This window comes from Pseudooceanicola sp. DL12, from assembly GCF_056270665.1.
Window position 1 is genome coordinate 1,589,781 of record NZ_CM149884.1, and the last position, 16,062, is coordinate 1,605,842.

At 69.2% G+C, this 16,062-nt stretch carries 11 protein-coding genes and 1 tRNA gene; 5 read left to right on the forward strand and 7 right to left on the reverse strand.

Going from position 1 to position 16,062, the window contains the following annotated elements; all coding sequences use genetic code 11:
* Positions 1–138: 138 nt before the first annotated feature.
* The 4 genes from lon (at position 139) to AC0WR5_RS07495 (ending at position 4,522) form a co-directional block, all read left to right on the forward strand.
* Entirely contained in the window at positions 139–2,550 is a 2,412-nt protein-coding gene (lon, locus tag AC0WR5_RS07480) for an endopeptidase La (protein WP_475867920.1), read from the forward strand.
* A 230-nt stretch (positions 2,551–2,780) separates the two neighbouring features.
* Complete coding sequence (locus AC0WR5_RS07485; protein ID WP_475867921.1) at positions 2,781–3,143, forward strand: HU family DNA-binding protein; 363 nt, start codon at positions 2,781–2,783, stop codon at positions 3,141–3,143.
* Between the two features lie 48 nt (positions 3,144–3,191).
* Positions 3,192–3,266 (forward strand) — tRNA-Val (locus AC0WR5_RS07490).
* A gap of 551 nt (positions 3,267–3,817) precedes the next feature.
* The gene (locus AC0WR5_RS07495) at positions 3,818–4,522 is read left to right on the forward strand and encodes a helix-turn-helix transcriptional regulator (protein ID WP_475867922.1); all 705 of its coding nucleotides are present in this window, start codon (positions 3,818–3,820) and stop codon (positions 4,520–4,522) included.
* Positions 4,523–4,614: 92 nt separating this feature from the next.
* Here the strand turns inward: AC0WR5_RS07495 and AC0WR5_RS07500 are convergent, their stop codons facing one another.
* The 7 genes from AC0WR5_RS07500 to AC0WR5_RS07530 all read right to left on the reverse strand — a co-directional run bounded on the left by AC0WR5_RS07500 (position 4,615) and on the right by AC0WR5_RS07530 (position 14,851).
* Positions 4,615–6,117, reverse strand: coding sequence for an amidase (locus tag AC0WR5_RS07500; protein WP_475867923.1), 1,503 nt, complete (start codon positions 6,115–6,117; stop codon positions 4,615–4,617).
* Between the two features lie 166 nt (positions 6,118–6,283).
* Positions 6,284–7,981: an ABC transporter ATP-binding protein gene (locus tag AC0WR5_RS07505; protein ID WP_475867924.1), complete on the reverse strand. Its 1,698-nt coding sequence runs from the start codon at positions 7,979–7,981 to the stop codon at positions 6,284–6,286.
* Between the two features lie 51 nt (positions 7,982–8,032).
* Positions 8,033–8,824: an ABC transporter ATP-binding protein gene (locus AC0WR5_RS07510; protein ID WP_475867925.1), complete on the reverse strand. Its 792-nt coding sequence runs from the start codon at positions 8,822–8,824 to the stop codon at positions 8,033–8,035.
* On the reverse strand, positions 8,821–10,809 hold the full coding sequence (fhuB, locus tag AC0WR5_RS07515) for a Fe(3+)-hydroxamate ABC transporter permease FhuB (protein WP_475867926.1): 1,989 nt from the start codon (positions 10,807–10,809) through the stop codon (positions 8,821–8,823). The genes AC0WR5_RS07510 and fhuB overlap by 4 nt, the downstream gene beginning before the upstream one ends.
* Positions 10,806–11,666: an ABC transporter substrate-binding protein gene (locus AC0WR5_RS07520; RefSeq protein WP_475867927.1), complete on the reverse strand. Its 861-nt coding sequence runs from the start codon at positions 11,664–11,666 to the stop codon at positions 10,806–10,808. The genes fhuB and AC0WR5_RS07520 overlap by 4 nt, the downstream gene beginning before the upstream one ends.
* A 26-nt stretch (positions 11,667–11,692) precedes the next feature.
* On the reverse strand, positions 11,693–13,831 hold the full coding sequence (locus AC0WR5_RS07525) for a TonB-dependent siderophore receptor (protein ID WP_475867928.1): 2,139 nt from the start codon (positions 13,829–13,831) through the stop codon (positions 11,693–11,695).
* A 99-nt stretch (positions 13,832–13,930) separates the two neighbouring features.
* Positions 13,931–14,851 (reverse strand): helix-turn-helix transcriptional regulator, encoded by a 921-nt coding sequence (locus tag AC0WR5_RS07530; RefSeq protein ID WP_475867929.1) that lies wholly within the window; start codon positions 14,849–14,851, stop codon positions 13,931–13,933.
* Positions 14,852–15,001: 150 nt separating this feature from the next.
* On the opposite strand from AC0WR5_RS07530, the gene AC0WR5_RS07535 reads away from it, so the two are divergent.
* Positions 15,002–16,054, forward strand: a complete 1,053-nt coding sequence (locus tag AC0WR5_RS07535; protein ID WP_475867930.1) for a siderophore-interacting protein — start codon at positions 15,002–15,004, stop codon at positions 16,052–16,054.
* Positions 16,055–16,062 lie beyond the last annotated feature (8 nt).

Sequence of the window (16,062 nt, forward strand, 5' to 3'; positions counted from 1 at the left end):
GCTGATGCAGGGGCACACTGTCTGAAATGCGGTTGAACTTCGGGAGCTGCCTTCCCAAGTTAGAAGACTGTGAAACGGAGATGACCAGTGCTGCCGCCAAGCGGGGCCGCGTCATCTGCCCAAGACTAAGGATAGAGCATGCAAGAGCCTCTCAACCCGTCTTATCCCGTATTGCCTCTGCGCGATATCGTGGTGTTTCCGCATATGATCGTGCCGCTCTTCGTGGGCCGCGACAAATCGGTACGCGCGCTGGAAGAGGTGATGGCGGACAACAAGCAGATCCTGCTGGCGAGCCAGGTGGATCCCGCTGACGATGATCCGACCCCCGAAGGCATCCACAGCACGGGCGTTCTTGCCAATGTGCTGCAGCTTCTGAAGCTGCCCGACGGCACCGTGAAGGTGCTGGTCGAAGGTGCGCTGCGCGTGCGGATCGAGGAATACCTCGACAACGCCGAATTCTTCGAGGCCAAGGCCGAGCTGCTGGAAGAGGAAGCCGGCGACGAAGCCACCACGGAGGCGCTGCTGCGCACGGTGGGGCAGGAATTCGAACGCTATGCCAAGGTCAAGAAGAACATCCCCGAAGAGGCGCTGTCGGCGGTGGCCGAGAGCGACGAACCCTCGCGGCTGGCCGATCTGGTTGCGGGTCACCTCGGGATCGACGTGGACCAGAAGCAGGAGCTTCTGGAAACGCTCAGCATCAGCGAGCGCCTTGAGAAGGTCTATGGCCTGATGCAGGGCGAGATGTCGGTGCTGCAGGTCGAGAAGAAGATCAAGACCCGCGTGAAATCGCAGATGGAGCGCACCCAGCGCGAGTACTATCTGAATGAGCAGATGAAGGCCATTCAGAAGGAGCTGGGTGACGGCGAGGACGGCGAAGGCGAGATCGCCGAGCTGGAACAGCGCATCAGCGAAACCAAGCTCTCGAAGGAAGCCCGCGAAAAGGCCGACGCCGAGATCAAGAAGCTGAAGAACATGAGCCCGATGAGCGCCGAGGCGACCGTCGTGCGCAACTACCTCGACTGGATGCTGTCGATCCCGTGGGGCGTGAAATCGCGCACCAAGAAGGATCTGGCCGCGGCCGAGAAGATCCTCGATGCCGATCACTATGGCCTCGAGAAGGTCAAGGAACGGATCGTGGAATACCTCGCCGTGCAACAGCGCTCGAAGAAGCTGAAGGGGCCGATCCTCTGCCTCGTCGGCCCTCCGGGTGTCGGCAAGACGTCGCTGGGCAAGTCCGTCGCCAAGGCCACGGGCCGCGAGTTCATCCGGATTTCCCTGGGGGGCGTGCGTGACGAGAGCGAGATCCGCGGTCACCGCCGGACCTACATCGGCTCCATGCCGGGCAAGATCATCCAGGCGCTGAAGAAGGCGAAGACAACGAACCCGCTCATCCTGCTCGACGAGATCGACAAGATGGGGCAGGATTTCCGTGGTGATCCGGCCTCGGCGATGCTGGAAGTGCTTGATCCGGAACAGAACGGCACTTTCGTGGACCACTACCTCGAGGTGGAATACGATCTGTCGAACGTGATGTTCCTGACCACCGCGAACAGCTACAACATGCCCGGGCCGCTGCTTGACCGGATGGAGATCATCTCTCTCGCCGGCTACACCGAGGATGAGAAGCGCGAGATTGCGCGTCAGCACCTGGTGGACAAGCAGGTCAAGAACCACGGCCTGCGCAAGGGCGAGTTCGAGGTGACCGACGGTGCGTTGACCGAGATGATCCAGCGTTACACCCGCGAGGCGGGCGTGCGCAGCCTGGAACGCGAAATCGCCAAGCTGGCCCGGAAGGCCGTGACGATGATCGTCAAGGGCGAGGCGCAGAAGGTGGTCGTGACCGAGGACAACCTCGATGACTTCCTCGGCGTGAAGAAGTTCCGCTATGGTCTGGCCGAGAAGGAAGACCAGATCGGTGTCGTGACCGGGCTGGCATGGACCTCCGTGGGCGGCGATCTGCTGTCCATCGAGGCGCTGCGCCTGCCGGGCAAGGGCCGGATGAAGACGACCGGGAAACTGGGCGACGTGATGAAGGAATCCATCGACGCCGCAGCCAGTTACGTGCGCTCCATCGCGCCCGAGATCGGTGTGAAGCCGCCGCGGCTGGAGAAATGGGACATCCACGTGCACGTCCCCGATGGCGCCACGCCCAAGGACGGCCCCTCGGCCGGCCTTGCCATGGTGACCTCGATCGTGTCGGTGCTGACCCAGATCCCGATCCGCAAGGACATCGCCATGACCGGTGAGGTTTCCCTGCGCGGGAACGCCATGCCGATCGGCGGGCTGAAGGAGAAGCTGCTGGCCGCGCTTCGGGGCGGAATCACCACGGTTTTCATTCCGCAGGAGAACGAGAAGGACCTGGCCGATATTCCGGACAACGTGAAGGAAGGCCTGAACATCATTCCCGTGACCCACGTGCGCGAGGTTCTGAAACAGGCCCTGGTGCGTCAGCCGGAGCCGGTGGAATGGGACGAGGAGGCCGAAGAGGCCGCCGCCGCCGCCCGTGCCGCCGCCGCGACCGGCACCACCCAGCCGACCACGGCGCACTGATCCAGCCTGCATCGCAATCAGCAGAGGCCGCCCCATACCGGGGCGGCCTTTTTCGTATCGATGGGCTGAAGAGGCCTTTTGCGCTGAGTTTCGCGGGTTTTTGCGCCATTTTCGGCGTTTCCGGGGTGTTGCAGGGCCAGGCGCTGGTGACGACTCGGGGCGGCTGATAGCGTCGCGGGGCCAGGATTGGCCAACCGCAGTCACGCGACTGCACGGATGAGAGGACCCAGATGAGTATCGAATCGACCGCCGAAACACAGGGCGCGATGGCGGGCGCAGAGGCGGAGACCACGATCGTGACCGACGTGACCCCGAGCATTTCCGCCCCGGAACTGAAGAAGAAGGACCTGATCGACGCCGTGGTTGAACGCTCTGGCGTCAAAAAGAAATTCGCCAAGCCGGCAATCGAGGCGATGATGGCGATCATGGGCGAGGCCCTGGCGGAGGGGCGCGAAATGAATCTGCAGCCCCTTGGAAAGATAAAGATCAATCGGATCAAGGCGGTGAACAACGGCAAGGTCGTGATGACGCGGATCCGGCAGAGCGATCAGGCGCTGGAAGCGGCTTCGGAGGAAGAAGCTGAAGATTCCTGAAAAGAGGTGCTTGCAGACCCGTGCGAGTATCGCTAAACAGCGCCGCACGGGTGATTAGCTCAGTGGTAGAGCGCTTCGTTCACATCGAAGATGTCAGGGGTTCAAATCCCTTATCACCCACCATCTATCCTGCTGAAAAGCCTCGGTTTGTCGCCGAGGCTTTTTGCTTTTGGGGCCGGGCGATGCGGGAGAGGATGACGGCCAAGCCGGTGAATTTGCGCGGGGTTTCAGCAAGACAGCTGCGGTGGTTGGGGCGGACGCCCGGGGGCGGGGCGATCGTTCCGTGGCGCCGTAGGGCGCTGGTTGTGCGTTTTTGCAAGTGCCTGAAAAGGCCAGATCCCTACGTCGGTATTACGTCGGTATCGCGTCGGTAACACGTCGGTGCGGTGCCGGTTTGGCGATTGGCGCACGGATGTGCGCGGGTGCAGAGGCCGCAGGCGGACGGGAACAGGTGACGGGAACAGACAAGGGGCAACAGACAAGGGGGCGCGCACGGTGGCGATGTGTTGGCCTGAGCGGGGGCCTGTGCGGGGGGCCTGTGCGGGGGACTGAGTGGGGGCTGCCCAAAAATGCGGCGGCGGGCGGTAAAAGTGGGGCGGGCCGCGCCCGGGCTGTTCAATCCCGCGAAGCAGCCCCTTACTTCGGGCGGCATCGGCCACAATCAAGGATCCGTGATGATCGACCTGAGCCCCCGGGAACTGTCCGCCTTTGCCGAGATCGTCGTGGCCCTGGAGACGGAGCAGCCGCGTGCGGAGCTGAAGGAATGGGTGTTTCGCAACATCGTCTCCCTGACGCGCAGCGACATCGGATCGGCGAACTATCAGGTCGCCGAGGCGAAACGGCGCGAGATCCGGTTCCTGCATGACCTGGATCCGGCGACGCGGGGCGAATACGACCGCAACTTTGAACATATCGACCCGCTGACGGCGCCGACGCGGGCGCGCCGCGGGGTGACCCCGGCAGAGCAGATCATGCCCTACGAGGCGCTCTATCGCACGGCGTTCTACCAGGGGTTCCTGAAGCCCAACGGGCTGCACCACGGGGTGAACGTGTTCTTTTACGCCGGTGAGCGGCACCTGGCGGATTACCGGCTGTGGCGGCGCGAGGGGGCGCGCGCCTATACCGAGCGCGAGGTGGGGATCCTGGAGGGCCTCTCGGGGTACCTGCGCGGCTTCCTGCTTCGGGAGAGGCCCGGGGAGAGCGGCGCGGCCCTGACGGCGCGCGAACACGAGGTGGTGCAGCTGGTCGCGAAGGGCATGCGCGACCGCGACATCGCCGCGCTGCTGGGCATCAGCTTCTCGACCGTGCGCACCCATATAAACCGCGCCTTTGACAAGACCGGGGCGGCGAACCGCGCGGAACTGGCCGCGCGGCTCTGAGATCCGCGCCCGACCGTGCCTGAACAGGGATGGGCGCGCCTGAACAGGGACAGGCGCACCTGAACGGGGCCGGGCGCGGAACGGGGACGGCGTCAGGCCAGCGCCGGGTGCCGCAGGTGCCAGTCGGTGACCTGCTGGAAGGCATGGGCCGCGCGCAGCATCCGGCCCTCCTCGAAATGCGGGCCGACGATCTGCATGCCGATGGGGGTACCCTGGGCCTCGGTCATGCCGACGGGCACGATCAATGCCGGCATCCCGGTCATGCTGTAGGGCGCGGTGAAGCCGTGGATCCGCGACAGGAAGTCGTTGTAAGTCTCGTCCGGTTGCGGCGGCTTGATCTTCATGGTGGCCGAGGTGAGGACCGGGGTGACGATCAGGTCGACCTGTTCGAAGAGGCGGGCGAAATGACCGCGCAGGTATTCCCGCTCGATATAGGCACGCGCGGTCAGGACCGGATCGGTATCGCGTCCGCGACGGATCGCGTCGGCCAGGCCCTTGCCGAAGAGCTCGGGCGCCTCGTCGAAGCGCTTTTCGTGCCAGCCCGCCATCTCGGGGTACTGCAGGTCGATCATCCTTTTCGCCGCGGGCAGGGTGTCGGGCATGGTGATCGGCACGACCCGGGCGCCGAGGTCGGCGAAGGCGGCCAGGGCCTGCTGCATGGCGGTGATGATCTGGGCCTCGGTGCCGGCAGAGCAATAGGCCAGGTCGAAGCCGATCCTGAGGTCACGGGCGCCGGTCGCGCCGTCCAGCTCGGCGACGTAGTCCGGCACCGGGCGCAGGGCGCTGGTGGGATCGCGGGGATCTGCGCCCGCGATGACCTTGAGCACGATCGCGGCATCTTCGGCCGAACGCGCCATCGGGCCGATCACGTCGAGGGTTTCGGCGTAGGTCAGCACGCCCTTGCGGCTGACGCGGCTCCAGGTCGGCTTGAGGCCGGTCAGGCCGTTGAGCGACGAGGGAAAGCGGATCGAGCCGCCGGTGTCGGAGCCGAGCCCGGCAAAGCACAGCCCCGCGGCCACCGCGACCCCGGTTCCGGAGGAGGAACCGCCGGGCGTCACCTCGGGGTTGAAGGGGTTCACCGGCTTGGGCCCGAAGGCGGGGTTGTGCTCGGTGCTTGCGCCTTCGAGCAGGTGGTGACGGCCGATGAAGACCGCGCCGGCCTCCTCCAGGTGGTCGACGACGGTGGCGTTCTCCTCCGGGACATGGTCACGGTAGGCAGGCGAGCCGAAGGTGGTGGGCGTGCCCTTGACGTCGAGCAGGTCCTTCCAGCCGATCGAAATGCCCTGAAGCGGACCGCGGTACTGGCCGCGGGCGATCTCGGTTTCGGCCTCGGCGGCCTGGGCCAGGGCCATGTCGCCGGTGACGTTGATGTAGGAGTGCAGGTTCTTGTCGAGCGTGTCGATGCGGGTGAGCATCGCCTCGGTCAGAGCGACGGGAGAGACCGCCCCCTGGCGGACCTGCTCGGCGGTCTCGGCCAGGGAGGCGAAGGCCCAGCCCTGGGGCAGGGCGGTCGCGGCGCTGGCCATGGAGGGCAGGGCAGTGGTGGCCGCGAGGGCGGCGGCGGTGCCGATGAATTGGCGGCGATCAAGGGTCATGTGACGCTCCGTGTTGGTCTTGGGGAACCGCAGGCGCGGTTCCCCGAAAGGACTAACCAAGCGTCGTGAGGCGCATAATCGGCATTTATGTCGACACGCGGCGCCCCGGGGCGCCCCGGGGCCGCCAGAGGGCGCCTGCCGCGGCTGTCGCGGCGGGGCGCGGCCGTCAGATCAGCCGGCCATAGGCGCCGGCGACATCCCTGAGGTCGGCATCGGTGCCGCTCTCGACCAGCCGGCCGGCCTCGAAGACCAGGATGCGGTCGGCGTGGCGGATGGTTTCGAGCCGGTGCGCGATGACCAGCACCGTGCGGCCCACCGAGAGCCGGTCGAGTGCGGCCTGGATCTCGCGCTCGGTCTGGCGGTCGAGGGCGGAGGTGGCCTCGTCGAGGATGAGGATCGGCGGGTTCCTGAGGAAGGCGCGGGCGATGGCGACGCGCTGCTTCTGACCGCCCGAGAGCATCACGCCGCGTTCGCCGACGATGGTATCGAGCCCCTCGGGCAGGCGGGCGACCAGCTCGGTGAGGCGGGCGTTTTCGACCGCCTCGAGGATCTCCTGCTCGCTGGCGTCGAGGCGGCCGTAGGCGATGTTCTCGCGCAGGGTGGAGCCGAAGAGGAAGACGTCCTGGCTGACGGTGCCGATCTGGCTGCGCAGGCTGTGCAGGGTGAGGTCGCGGATGTCGTGGCCATCGACCATGATGCGCCCGGCGGTGGGTTCGTAGAAGCGCGGCAGCAGGGCGAGGGCGGTGGTCTTGCCGGCGCCGGAGGGGCCGACGAGCGCCACGGTCTGGCCCGGCTCGACATCAAAGGAGATGTCATCGAGCACCGGCAGCGACTCGTCGTAGGCGAAGGAGACGCCCTCGAAGCGGACGGCACCCGAAAGCGGCGGCGCGGTGATGGCGCCGGGCAGGTCGCGGATGTCGGGCTCGGTTTCCAGCAGGTCGAGGTAGCGGCGGAAGCCGGCAATGCCGCGGGGGTAGGTCTCGATCACGGCGGCGATCTTCTCCAGCGGGCGGAAGAAGACGTTGACCAGCAGCAGGAAGCCCACGAAGGCGCCGATGTCGAGGCTGCCCTGCAGCACGAAGCCGGCGCCGGCGCCCATGACGACGACCTGCACGAAGCGCAGGCCCATGTAGTGGATCGCGCTGGCCCGGGCCATGATGTCGTAGGCCTGGAGCTTGGTGGCGCGGTAGGCGGCATTGTCGCGGGCGAAGAGCTTTTCCTCGTGCTCTTCGTTGGCAAAGGCCTGCACCACGCGGATGCCGCCGATGGCCTCCTCCAGGCGCACGTTGAAGGCGCCGACGCGGGAGTAGATGTCGCGCCAGCTGCGGGTCATGCGGGCGCCGTAGACCGAGGCCACCCAGACGGTGAGCGGCACGATGACGGCGGTGATGCCGGCGAGCGCCGGGTGCATCATCATCATCAGGATGAAGGCGCCGATGAAGGTCATGATGGCGATGAAGAGATCCTCGGGGCCGTGGTGGGCCACCTCGCCGATCTCCTCGAGGTCGCGGGTGACGCGGGCCACCAGCTTGCCGGTGCGGGCGCGGTCGAACCAGCGCCAGGAGAGCCGGGTGATATGGCCGAAGGCGCGGCGGCGCATCTCGGTCTCGATCTCGATGCCGAGCTTGTGGCCCCAGTAGATCACCACGGCCATCAGCGCGGTATTGAGCGCGTAGATCGACAGCAGCCCGACGGCGGCCAGGATGGTGAGGCGCCAGTCGCCCAGCGGCAGCAGGTGGTCGATGAAGGCGGTGATGGCGATGGGGAAGGCGAGCTCGAGCAGGCCGGAGAGGACGGCAGAGCCGAAGTCGATCCAGAAGAGGCGCCGGTGCGGGCGGTAGTATTCGAAGAACTGGCGCAGCATGTGGGAAGTCCTGGCTTTGGGCTGTTTGGTCTTTGGGGGGCGGAGCGGTCGTCAGAGCGGGTGGATCACGGGCAGCGGCTCGGCCGGCAGCACCTGCATGGGCACGCCGTAGATCCGTTCCAGCGCCACGGGGTCGAGCAGGGCGGAGGAGGGGCCCTGAAGCACCGGCGCCCCGTCCCGCAGGGCGATGACGTGATCGCAGAAGCGCGCGGTCATGTTGACGTCGTGCAGCACGATGACGGCGGAGAGGCCGCGGGCGCGGGCGGTGTCGCGCAGCAGGCCGAGCACGTCGAGCTGATGGGCGAGGTCGAGGGCGGAGATCGGCTCGTCCAGCAGCAGGGTGCCGGCGCCCTGGGCCAGCATCATGGCGATCCAGCCGCGCTGGCGCTCGCCGCCCGAGAGCGTGTCGACGAGGCGGTCCTGCAGGGCGTCGAGACCACAGGCGGTGATCGCCTCGCCGACGAGGCGGCGGTCCTCGGGGCCGGGGCGGCCGAGGGCGCCGAGCCAGGGATAGCGGCCGAGCGCGACCATCTCGCGCAGGCGCAGGCCTTCGGTGGGCGGCGTGACCTGGGGCAGGAAGGCAAGCGCGCGGGCGAGGGCGCGGCGCTCGGTGCGGGCGAGGTCGCGGCCGCGGTGGGCGATCGTGCCGGAGGAGGGGCGGCCCTGGGCGGCGAGCAGGTTGAGCAGCGTCGACTTGCCCGAGCCGTTGCGCCCGATCAGCGCGGTGAGCCCGGGCGGAATGTCGAGGGAGAGCCGGTCGAGGAGCCGGCGGCCGGGGACATCGGCAGAGACCTCGCGGAGGCGGAAGAGCGGGGCCGTTTCGGGTGCCTTTGGGGAGGTCATCGGGCTGTCCTGCGGGTGAGGGCCAGGCAGAGCCAGGGCGCGCCGACGAAGGTCGCGACGAGGCCGAGCGGCAGGTCGTAGGGATAGGCGAGGGTGCGGGCGCCGAAGGCCGCGATGGTCATCAGCCCGGCGCCGATCAGCCAGCTGCCGAGCAGGAAGGGCGCGGGCCGCACCAGGCCGAGGCTGCGGGCGATATGGGGTGCCATGAGACCGATGAAGCTGACCGGGCCGACGAGCAGACTTGCGGTGCCGGTGGCGAGCCCCGTGGCCAGGATCAGCGCCAGGCGCACGGCGGGCAGCGGCAGGCCGAGGGCGCGGGCGGTGGGCGCGCCGAGGGGCAGGATCTCGAACCAGCGGCGCAGCAAGAGCGCGGCGGCGAGCAGGACGAGCGCCATGAGCGCGAGGACCAGGGCCTGGGCGGGGCCGGCGCGCGAGGCGCTGCCGGCGAGCCAGCCGAGCACGTTCCAGGCGCGGGGATCGCCGGAGGCCATGAGCACCGCCAGCACCGAGGAGGCGAAGACGGCGATGGCGAGGCCGGCGAGCAGGAGACGCGCCTCGGAGACGCCGGAGCGCAGGGCGACGAGGGCGAGGGCCAGAAGGGTGAGCCCGCCGCCGAGCGCGGTGGCGAGCGCCAGCTGGGCCGGGCCGGGCACGGCCCAGACGAAGAGCGCGGCGGCATAGCCCAGCGAGGCGCCGCCGGTGACGCCCAGCACCTCGGGCCCGGCCATGGGGTTGCCGGTGAGGCGCTGCAGCACCGCGCCGGAGAGCGCGAGCAGGGCACCGGCCCCGGCGGCGGCGAGGAGGGCGGTGGCGCGCAGCGGCAGGAAGCGCGCGGCGAGATCGCCGGCGAGCAGGCCCCAGCCATCGGGGCCGCGCCCGAGCCAGAGGCCAAGCAGCGCCAGAGCAAAGAGCGCGCAGGCGAGCCCCGCGAGCAGCCGGACGGGATGGCGTGCGCGGCCCGGCGGCGCGCTGTCCTGCGGCGCGGGACGGGCGGCGAGGCGCGGCAGCATCAGCAGCAGGAGCGGCCCCCCCATCAGCCCGGTGACCGCGCCGGTGGGCAGGTCGGGGCCGCCGAGGGCGGCAAGCAGCATCAGCAGGTTGTCGACGAGCGAAAGCAGCAGGGCGCCGGCCAGGGTGGCGCCGAGCAGGATCTGGGCGGTGGTGCGGGCGCCGCAGCGCCGGGCGATGAGCGGGGCGGCGAGGCCGAGAAAGCCGACGAGGCCGACCAGCGCCGCGACGGTGGCGGCGAGCACCACCGCAAGGGCGATGGCCGCCATGCGGATGGCGGCGGTGCGCGCGCCCAGCGACCGCGCCGTGGCGCCGCCGAGCCCGATCAGCGTGAGCGGGCGCAGCAGCAGCGCGGTGAGCAGGCCGCAGGGCAGCAGCACCGCCAGCAGCACCGCGGCGCCGTGCCAGCTGTCCTGGGTGAGGGCGCCGCCGTTCCAGATGACCAGCGACAGCAGGTAGTGGCCCTGGCCCAGCACCAGCGCGGTGGCGAGCGCCGAGGCCAGCAGCCCCGAGAGCATGCCGGCGATGGTGAGGGTGATCGGCTCGAAATCGCTGCGGGCGCCGATCAGCATGACCAGGGCGGCGGCGATCCCGGCGCCGGCCAGCGCCACCGGGCCGTTGCCATGGGCGAGCAGGCCGGGGGCCAGGATGGTGGCCGCCACCAGGGCGAGCTGGGCCCCGGCGGAGACGCCCATGGTGCCCGGCTCTGCCAGCGGATTGCGCAGCACGGCCTGCATCAGCGCCCCGGCGAGGCCCATGGCGGCACCCACCAGGAGCGCCAGTGCGGCGCGGGGCATCTGGCCGTGGGCGAGCAGGATCTGCCCGCCGTCGAGGCCGGTGAGCGGGGTCCAGGGGGCGGCCCATTGCGCGAGCGGCAGCTGCAGCCCGGCCTGAAGGGCCCAGAGGCCGAGGGAGAGCAGCAGGACGAGGGTGGCCGTGACCGGGGCCACGGGGAACGGGCGGGACGGGCGGATCATGCGGCCTCCAGCGCGCGCAGCAGGTTGCGGGCGAGGCGCAGCGCCGAGGGGGCGCCGCCATAGGGATTTGCATCTTCGGGCAGCATGTGGACACGGCCGGCGCGCAGGGCGGGCACCGCCTGCCAGAGGGCGCCCCTGGCCAGGGCATTGCGGGCCTGGATCGGGACGGGGCCGAGAATGGCGAGGCGGGCCTCGGGCACATCCAGCAGCCGCTCGACCGGGATCGGGGCGTTGAAGCCGAAGGCGGTGCGGTTGCCCCAGGCATTGGCGAGGCCGAGCCTGTCGAGGGTGCCGCCATAGAGGCTGTCCTGGCCATAGACCTGAAGGTGGCGGGCGTCGCCCAGGCTGACCATCATCACCGGGCGGTCGGCAAAGCGGCGGGCGCGGGCGGCGAGCGCGGCGAACTCGGCGTCAAAGGCGCGGGCGGTGCGGCGGCCGGCGGCGGGTTCGCCCAGGCGGTCGGCCAGGGCGGTGAGCTGCGCCAGCACGCGGGGCAGCACCGGCTGTCCGGCCAGGAAGAGATCGGGCGCCATCACCGGCGCGATCGGGGCCAGGGCCGCCGAGAGGAAGGTGTAGTAGTTCGAGGAGAGCACGAGATCGGGGCGGACCTGCACCAGCGCTTCGAGGTTGGGCGCGCCGCGCAGGCCGAGATCGGCGGTGCCCTCGGGCAGCGGGCAGGCGGTACAGGTGGCGAGGGCGCGGGCCTCGGCCACGGCGACGGGACGGTGCCCGAGGGCGATGAGGGTTTCGTACATGGCCCAGTCGAGCACCGCGACGCGGCGCGGGGTGTCTGCGGCCATGGCAAAGGCGGGGAGGCTGGCAAGTGCCAGCCCCCCCGAGAGCCCATGAATGAGCATGCTTCGTCGAGTGAGATTCACCCGGTTTACCAGCGTTTGGTCAGCGTGGCGGAGAAGGTCCGGCCGTCGCCGTAGTAGGTGGAGAAATAGCCCACCGAGGAGACGTAGACCTTGTCCGTGAGGTTGGTCACGTTGAGGCGCAGCTCGGTGTCGCGGGGCATCTCGTAGGTGACGCCGGCATCGATCAGGGTGACCGGATCGAGGCGGTAGGTGTTGGCCTCGAAGGCATAGCGGGCGCCGATGTAGCGGACGCCGGCCCCGACGGTGAGGCCCTGCAGGGCGCCGTCGTCGAACGTCTTGGAGACCCAGAGCTTGGCGGTGTTCTCGGGCGTCAGGCCGAGCTCGTGACCGTCGTTGTCGCCGCCGATGACCTTGCTGTCGGTATAGGTGTAGCCGCCGGTCAGGCTCCAGCCGTTGCCGAGGCTGCCACGGCCTTCCAGCTCCAGCCCGCGGATGCGGCTTTTGCCGATCTGGCTGTAGTAGGGAATGCCGCTGATCGTGGTGGTGGTGGCACGGTTGGTCTCGTCGAGCTGATAGAGCGCGGCGGAGAGCATGATGTCGGTGGAGGGCGGCAGGTATTTCACGCCGGTTTCCCACTGCTTGCCGGTGGTCGGCTTGAGCACGTTGCCGTCGGCATCGGGCGCGGCGAAGACCGAGAAGGAGGTGCCATAGGAGACATAGGCCGATACGCCGCTGTCCCAGAGATAGGACAGGCTGGCCTGGCCGGTTGTGGCGCTGTCGTTCCGGGCCAGGTCGGTCGAGCTGTAGTAGGTGCCCGTGCCGGGAATATCGTAGACCGTGGAGGCCTCACCGGACTGCTTGTTCCAGTCGTGGCGCAGGGCGGCGGTGGCACGCCAGCGACCCAGCTCGATCTCGTCGGAGGCGTAGAGGCCCAGCTGCTCGACGGTGGCGTCCTGGTCCGAGGCATAGGTGGTGCCGGCGGTATAGGGGGTGAGCGGCGCATAGTCGGGCGCGGCAAAGTCGATGGCATCCTGACCGTAGTAGAACATGCTGCTGCTGTCCTGGCGGAAGCGGCTTGCATCCATGCCGAAGGTCACCCGGTGCGCCATGTCGCCGGTGAAGAGGTCGCCGGTGGCGCGGATGTCGGCGGCCAGGGAGCTGCTGTCCTCGGACTGGTTCAGCAGGGTGCGGCCGACCTGGGTGCCGGTCACGGTGCCGACGGAGAGGTTGCTGTAATCCCAGTCGAATTTCGTGGTGCCCAGGTTGGCGATCAGCTGCCAGCCATTGTCGAAGTCGTGGTGCAGCTGCAGGCCGAGGTTGGCGATGCGGCGGTCGCCGGTCTCCAGCGCCTCGTTGCCGAAATAGAAGTCGCGCAGGTCGCTGTCGGGGTAAGTGCCGATCAGGGCGTTGGGCACGCCGGCGGGGCTGTCGGGGTCGTCCTTCTGCAGGTTGGCGAGCAGTTCGACCCGGGTGCTGTCGGTCAGCTGATAGCGGGCGGCAAAACCGAGGTAGCTGCCCTCGTTGTCGTATTCCTCGATGCCGAGCTTGCTGTTGCCGGAGCGCGAGACGATGCGATAGGCAAAGCGGTCATCCACGACGCGGTTGAAATCGCCGAAGACATGCCACGAGCCGTTGCTGTCGACCTCGGCGCCCATCTCGGAGCTGTCGCCGTCGGTCTGGGCGCGCTTTTGCACCAGGTTGACCATGCCCGAGGGCGAGCCGGCGCCGTAGAGCACCGATTGCGGGCCGCGCAGCAGCTCGACGCGCTCCATGCCGTAGAGATCGAGCGAGGGGGCGCCGTAGTCGGGATCGGTGGCGCGCTGGAAGCGCAGGCCGTTGAGGTAGATCTGGTTCTGGAGATCCTGGCCACGCACGACGATGGAATCGAAGCGCGGATCGGCGCCATAGGCCTCGGTGACGACGCCGGCGGAATAGTTCAGCGCCTCGGAGAGGTTGGTGGCACCGGTATCCTTGATCTGGTCGGTGGTGACCACGGTGACGGAGCCGGGCACCTCGAGCAGGGAGCGGTCGCTCTTGAGCGAGGCGGAAGTGCCGGCGGCATAGCCGGCCACGGGGCCGGTGGGATCCTCGGTGCCCTGCACGATGATCGGGTCGAGCGCGATCACCGCGCCGTCGTCGGCCAGGGCGGCAGAGGCCAGCGCCAGGGTGCTGACCCCGGCCATCAGGAAGCATGTGCGTATCATAGTCTTGTCCCTCGCATTTTCCTGAGTGTTTAAGTCGACAATTGACGCGCGTCTTGCACGATCCTGTCGCCGCTTGTCCCAAACTGTCGTCGGGGAGCGTTAATTCTGCGAACCTTCGTGCCCGTGGCCGCGGCGCCATTGCGAGGGCGGCAGGCCCACGACCTGGCGAAAGGCACGGGACAGGTGGGCCTGGTCGGCAAAGCCGGTGGCCAGGGCCACCTCGGCCAGGGGGATGGCGCGGTCGCGCATCAGGACCTGGGCGGCCTCGATGCGCCGGCGGGTGACCCAGCGCATGGGGGTGGTGCCGAGGGTCTGCTTGAAGGCGCGGCTGAACCAGCTCTCGGACAGGCCGGCGAGATCGGCGAGATCCGACAGGCCCAGGGGTTGATCGAGATGGCTGGCAACATGGTTTTCGAGGGCCGCGACCTGATGCGGGCGCAGGCCCGCGCCGCCGCCGGGCCCGGGCACATGGGCGCCGGGATCGGAAAACCCGGGATCGGAAAGCCCGGGATCGGGCAGGTCGGTGCCGGGCTGGAGCACGCCGCCCAGCAGCGCCTGCAACAGCCCGTCGAGCACCAGGTCGCCGCGGCTCGGTGCGGCGATCTCGCTGGCGGCGAGCCGTGCCAGGGCGCGCAGGTCGGGGGCGTCGGCGGCAAAGACGGTGTGCCCGGGCAGGGTGAGGCCGCTGGTCATCGAGACCCGGCGGCGGAGGGTGGCGATGTCGAGGTGGAAATCGACATGGGCCAGGTTCTGGGCGGTGGGCAGGCGGCTCCAGAGCGGCACGTTGGCCGGCACGAAGAGCGCGCGGGTGCCGATCCGGCCGGGGCCGTCGGGGGCCGCGTGCATGGCGAGGCCGGGGGTATGGTCGCCGACGAAGACCACCAGCCGGGGATCAGGCGAGAGGTAGAACCCCTCGGCGCCGCCCTCTCCGGAGACCTGCCAGAAGTCCGCCACCGCGCCCGACAGGCGGCGAAATCGCAGCGGTGCCACCGAGGCCAGGCCACGGGTGCGCGCCTGCATCCGGGGCCGGAAATCCGGCGCGGGGCGGGGCAGCTGCGACTGGGAAGGCTGTGACTGGGGAATCTGTGACTGGGGCATGAGGGGGACTTGAGGAGACCGAACATTCCTGACAATAAAAGTCGGAGAAGTCAAATCATCCGGAGACGCCCCATGTCCGCCGATACCTCCCATGCCGCCTCCGATGTTTGCGCCTGCCGCGCGGCTGCCCATGTGGCCGCGCCCTATGCGGAAGTGTCGGAGGGGCTGATCGAGAAGGCGCGGGCCTTCGAGATGGACTGGCGCGGGGATGCGGCCACCGGGCGGCTGAGCCTGCAGGGCGGGGCGCTGGTGGTGACGCCGGCCGGGGACGGGGGCAGCGCGCTGCGGCTGCAGGCCGGTTCGGAGGCACATCTGCAGGCCTATCGCGACATGCTGGCGGCCTGGCTGGACGTGCCGGAGGGGCGGCTGACCTGGCAGGACGCCCTGCAGGGCCAGCGGCCGGCCAACATGGGGCTGGCCGAGGTGACGCAGGTGCGGCGCCTGAGCCCGTCCTATAGCCGGATAACCCTGCAAGGTCGGGATCTTGCGCGATTTTCCACCGGCGGGCACCACGTGCGGCTGCTGTTCGGGCCCGAGGGGGCGGACTGGCCCGTGCTGGGCCCGCGGGGCACCACGGAATGGCCGGGCGGGGCCGCGGCCTGGCACATGCCGGTGTACACCCTGCGCCGCGTCGAGACGCTGGGGGACGGGAGTGTGCGGGCGGAGGTTGACGTGTTTCGCCACCAGGGCGGGCGCACCACGCAGTGGAGCGACCGGGTGATGGCGGGCACCACGGTGGCGATGACCGGGCCGGGCGGCGGCACCGGGCCGGAGCCCGCGCCCTGGATGGGCTTCGTGGGCGACGAGACGGCGGTGCCGGTGATCGCGCGGATCCTGGAGGGGCTGCCGGCCGATACCCGGGGGCAGGCGGTGCTGATCGTGCCGCAGGCCGCCGATGTGCAGCCGCTGCAGGCGCCGGAAGGTATTGAGATCACGTGGCAATTTCGCAACGCCGGGGCCGAGCCCCTGGCCGCGCTGGCGGCGCTGGAACTGCCGGAAGAGCGGGGCCGGGCGGCGGTGTTTCTTGCCGCGGAACGGCAGGAGGCGCGGCAGGCGCGCGAGGCGCTGGCGGCACGCGGGCTGGACCGCAAGCAGATGCAATGCGCGGGCTACTGGACCCGCTGAGGAGGCCG

Coding starts and splice junctions, on each gene's coding strand:
- lon (WP_475867920.1), top strand. CDS start 139: ATGCAAGAGCCTCTCAACCCGTCTTATCCCGTATTGCCTCTGCGCGAT.
- AC0WR5_RS07485 (WP_475867921.1), top strand. CDS start 2,781: ATGAGTATCGAATCGACCGCCGAAACACAGGGCGCGATGGCGGGCGCA.
- AC0WR5_RS07495 (WP_475867922.1), top strand. CDS start 3,818: ATGATCGACCTGAGCCCCCGGGAACTGTCCGCCTTTGCCGAGATCGTC.
- AC0WR5_RS07500 (WP_475867923.1), bottom strand. CDS start 6,117: ATGACCCTTGATCGCCGCCAATTCATCGGCACCGCCGCCGCCCTCGCG.
- AC0WR5_RS07505 (WP_475867924.1), bottom strand. CDS start 7,981: ATGCTGCGCCAGTTCTTCGAATACTACCGCCCGCACCGGCGCCTCTTC.
- AC0WR5_RS07510 (WP_475867925.1), bottom strand. CDS start 8,824: ATGACCTCCCCAAAGGCACCCGAAACGGCCCCGCTCTTCCGCCTCCGC.
- fhuB (WP_475867926.1), bottom strand. CDS start 10,809: ATGATCCGCCCGTCCCGCCCGTTCCCCGTGGCCCCGGTCACGGCCACC.
- AC0WR5_RS07520 (WP_475867927.1), bottom strand. CDS start 11,666: ATGCTCATTCATGGGCTCTCGGGGGGGCTGGCACTTGCCAGCCTCCCC.
- AC0WR5_RS07525 (WP_475867928.1), bottom strand. CDS start 13,831: ATGATACGCACATGCTTCCTGATGGCCGGGGTCAGCACCCTGGCGCTG.
- AC0WR5_RS07530 (WP_475867929.1), bottom strand. CDS start 14,851: ATGCAGGCGCGCACCCGTGGCCTGGCCTCGGTGGCACCGCTGCGATTT.
- AC0WR5_RS07535 (WP_475867930.1), top strand. CDS start 15,002: ATGTCCGCCGATACCTCCCATGCCGCCTCCGATGTTTGCGCCTGCCGC.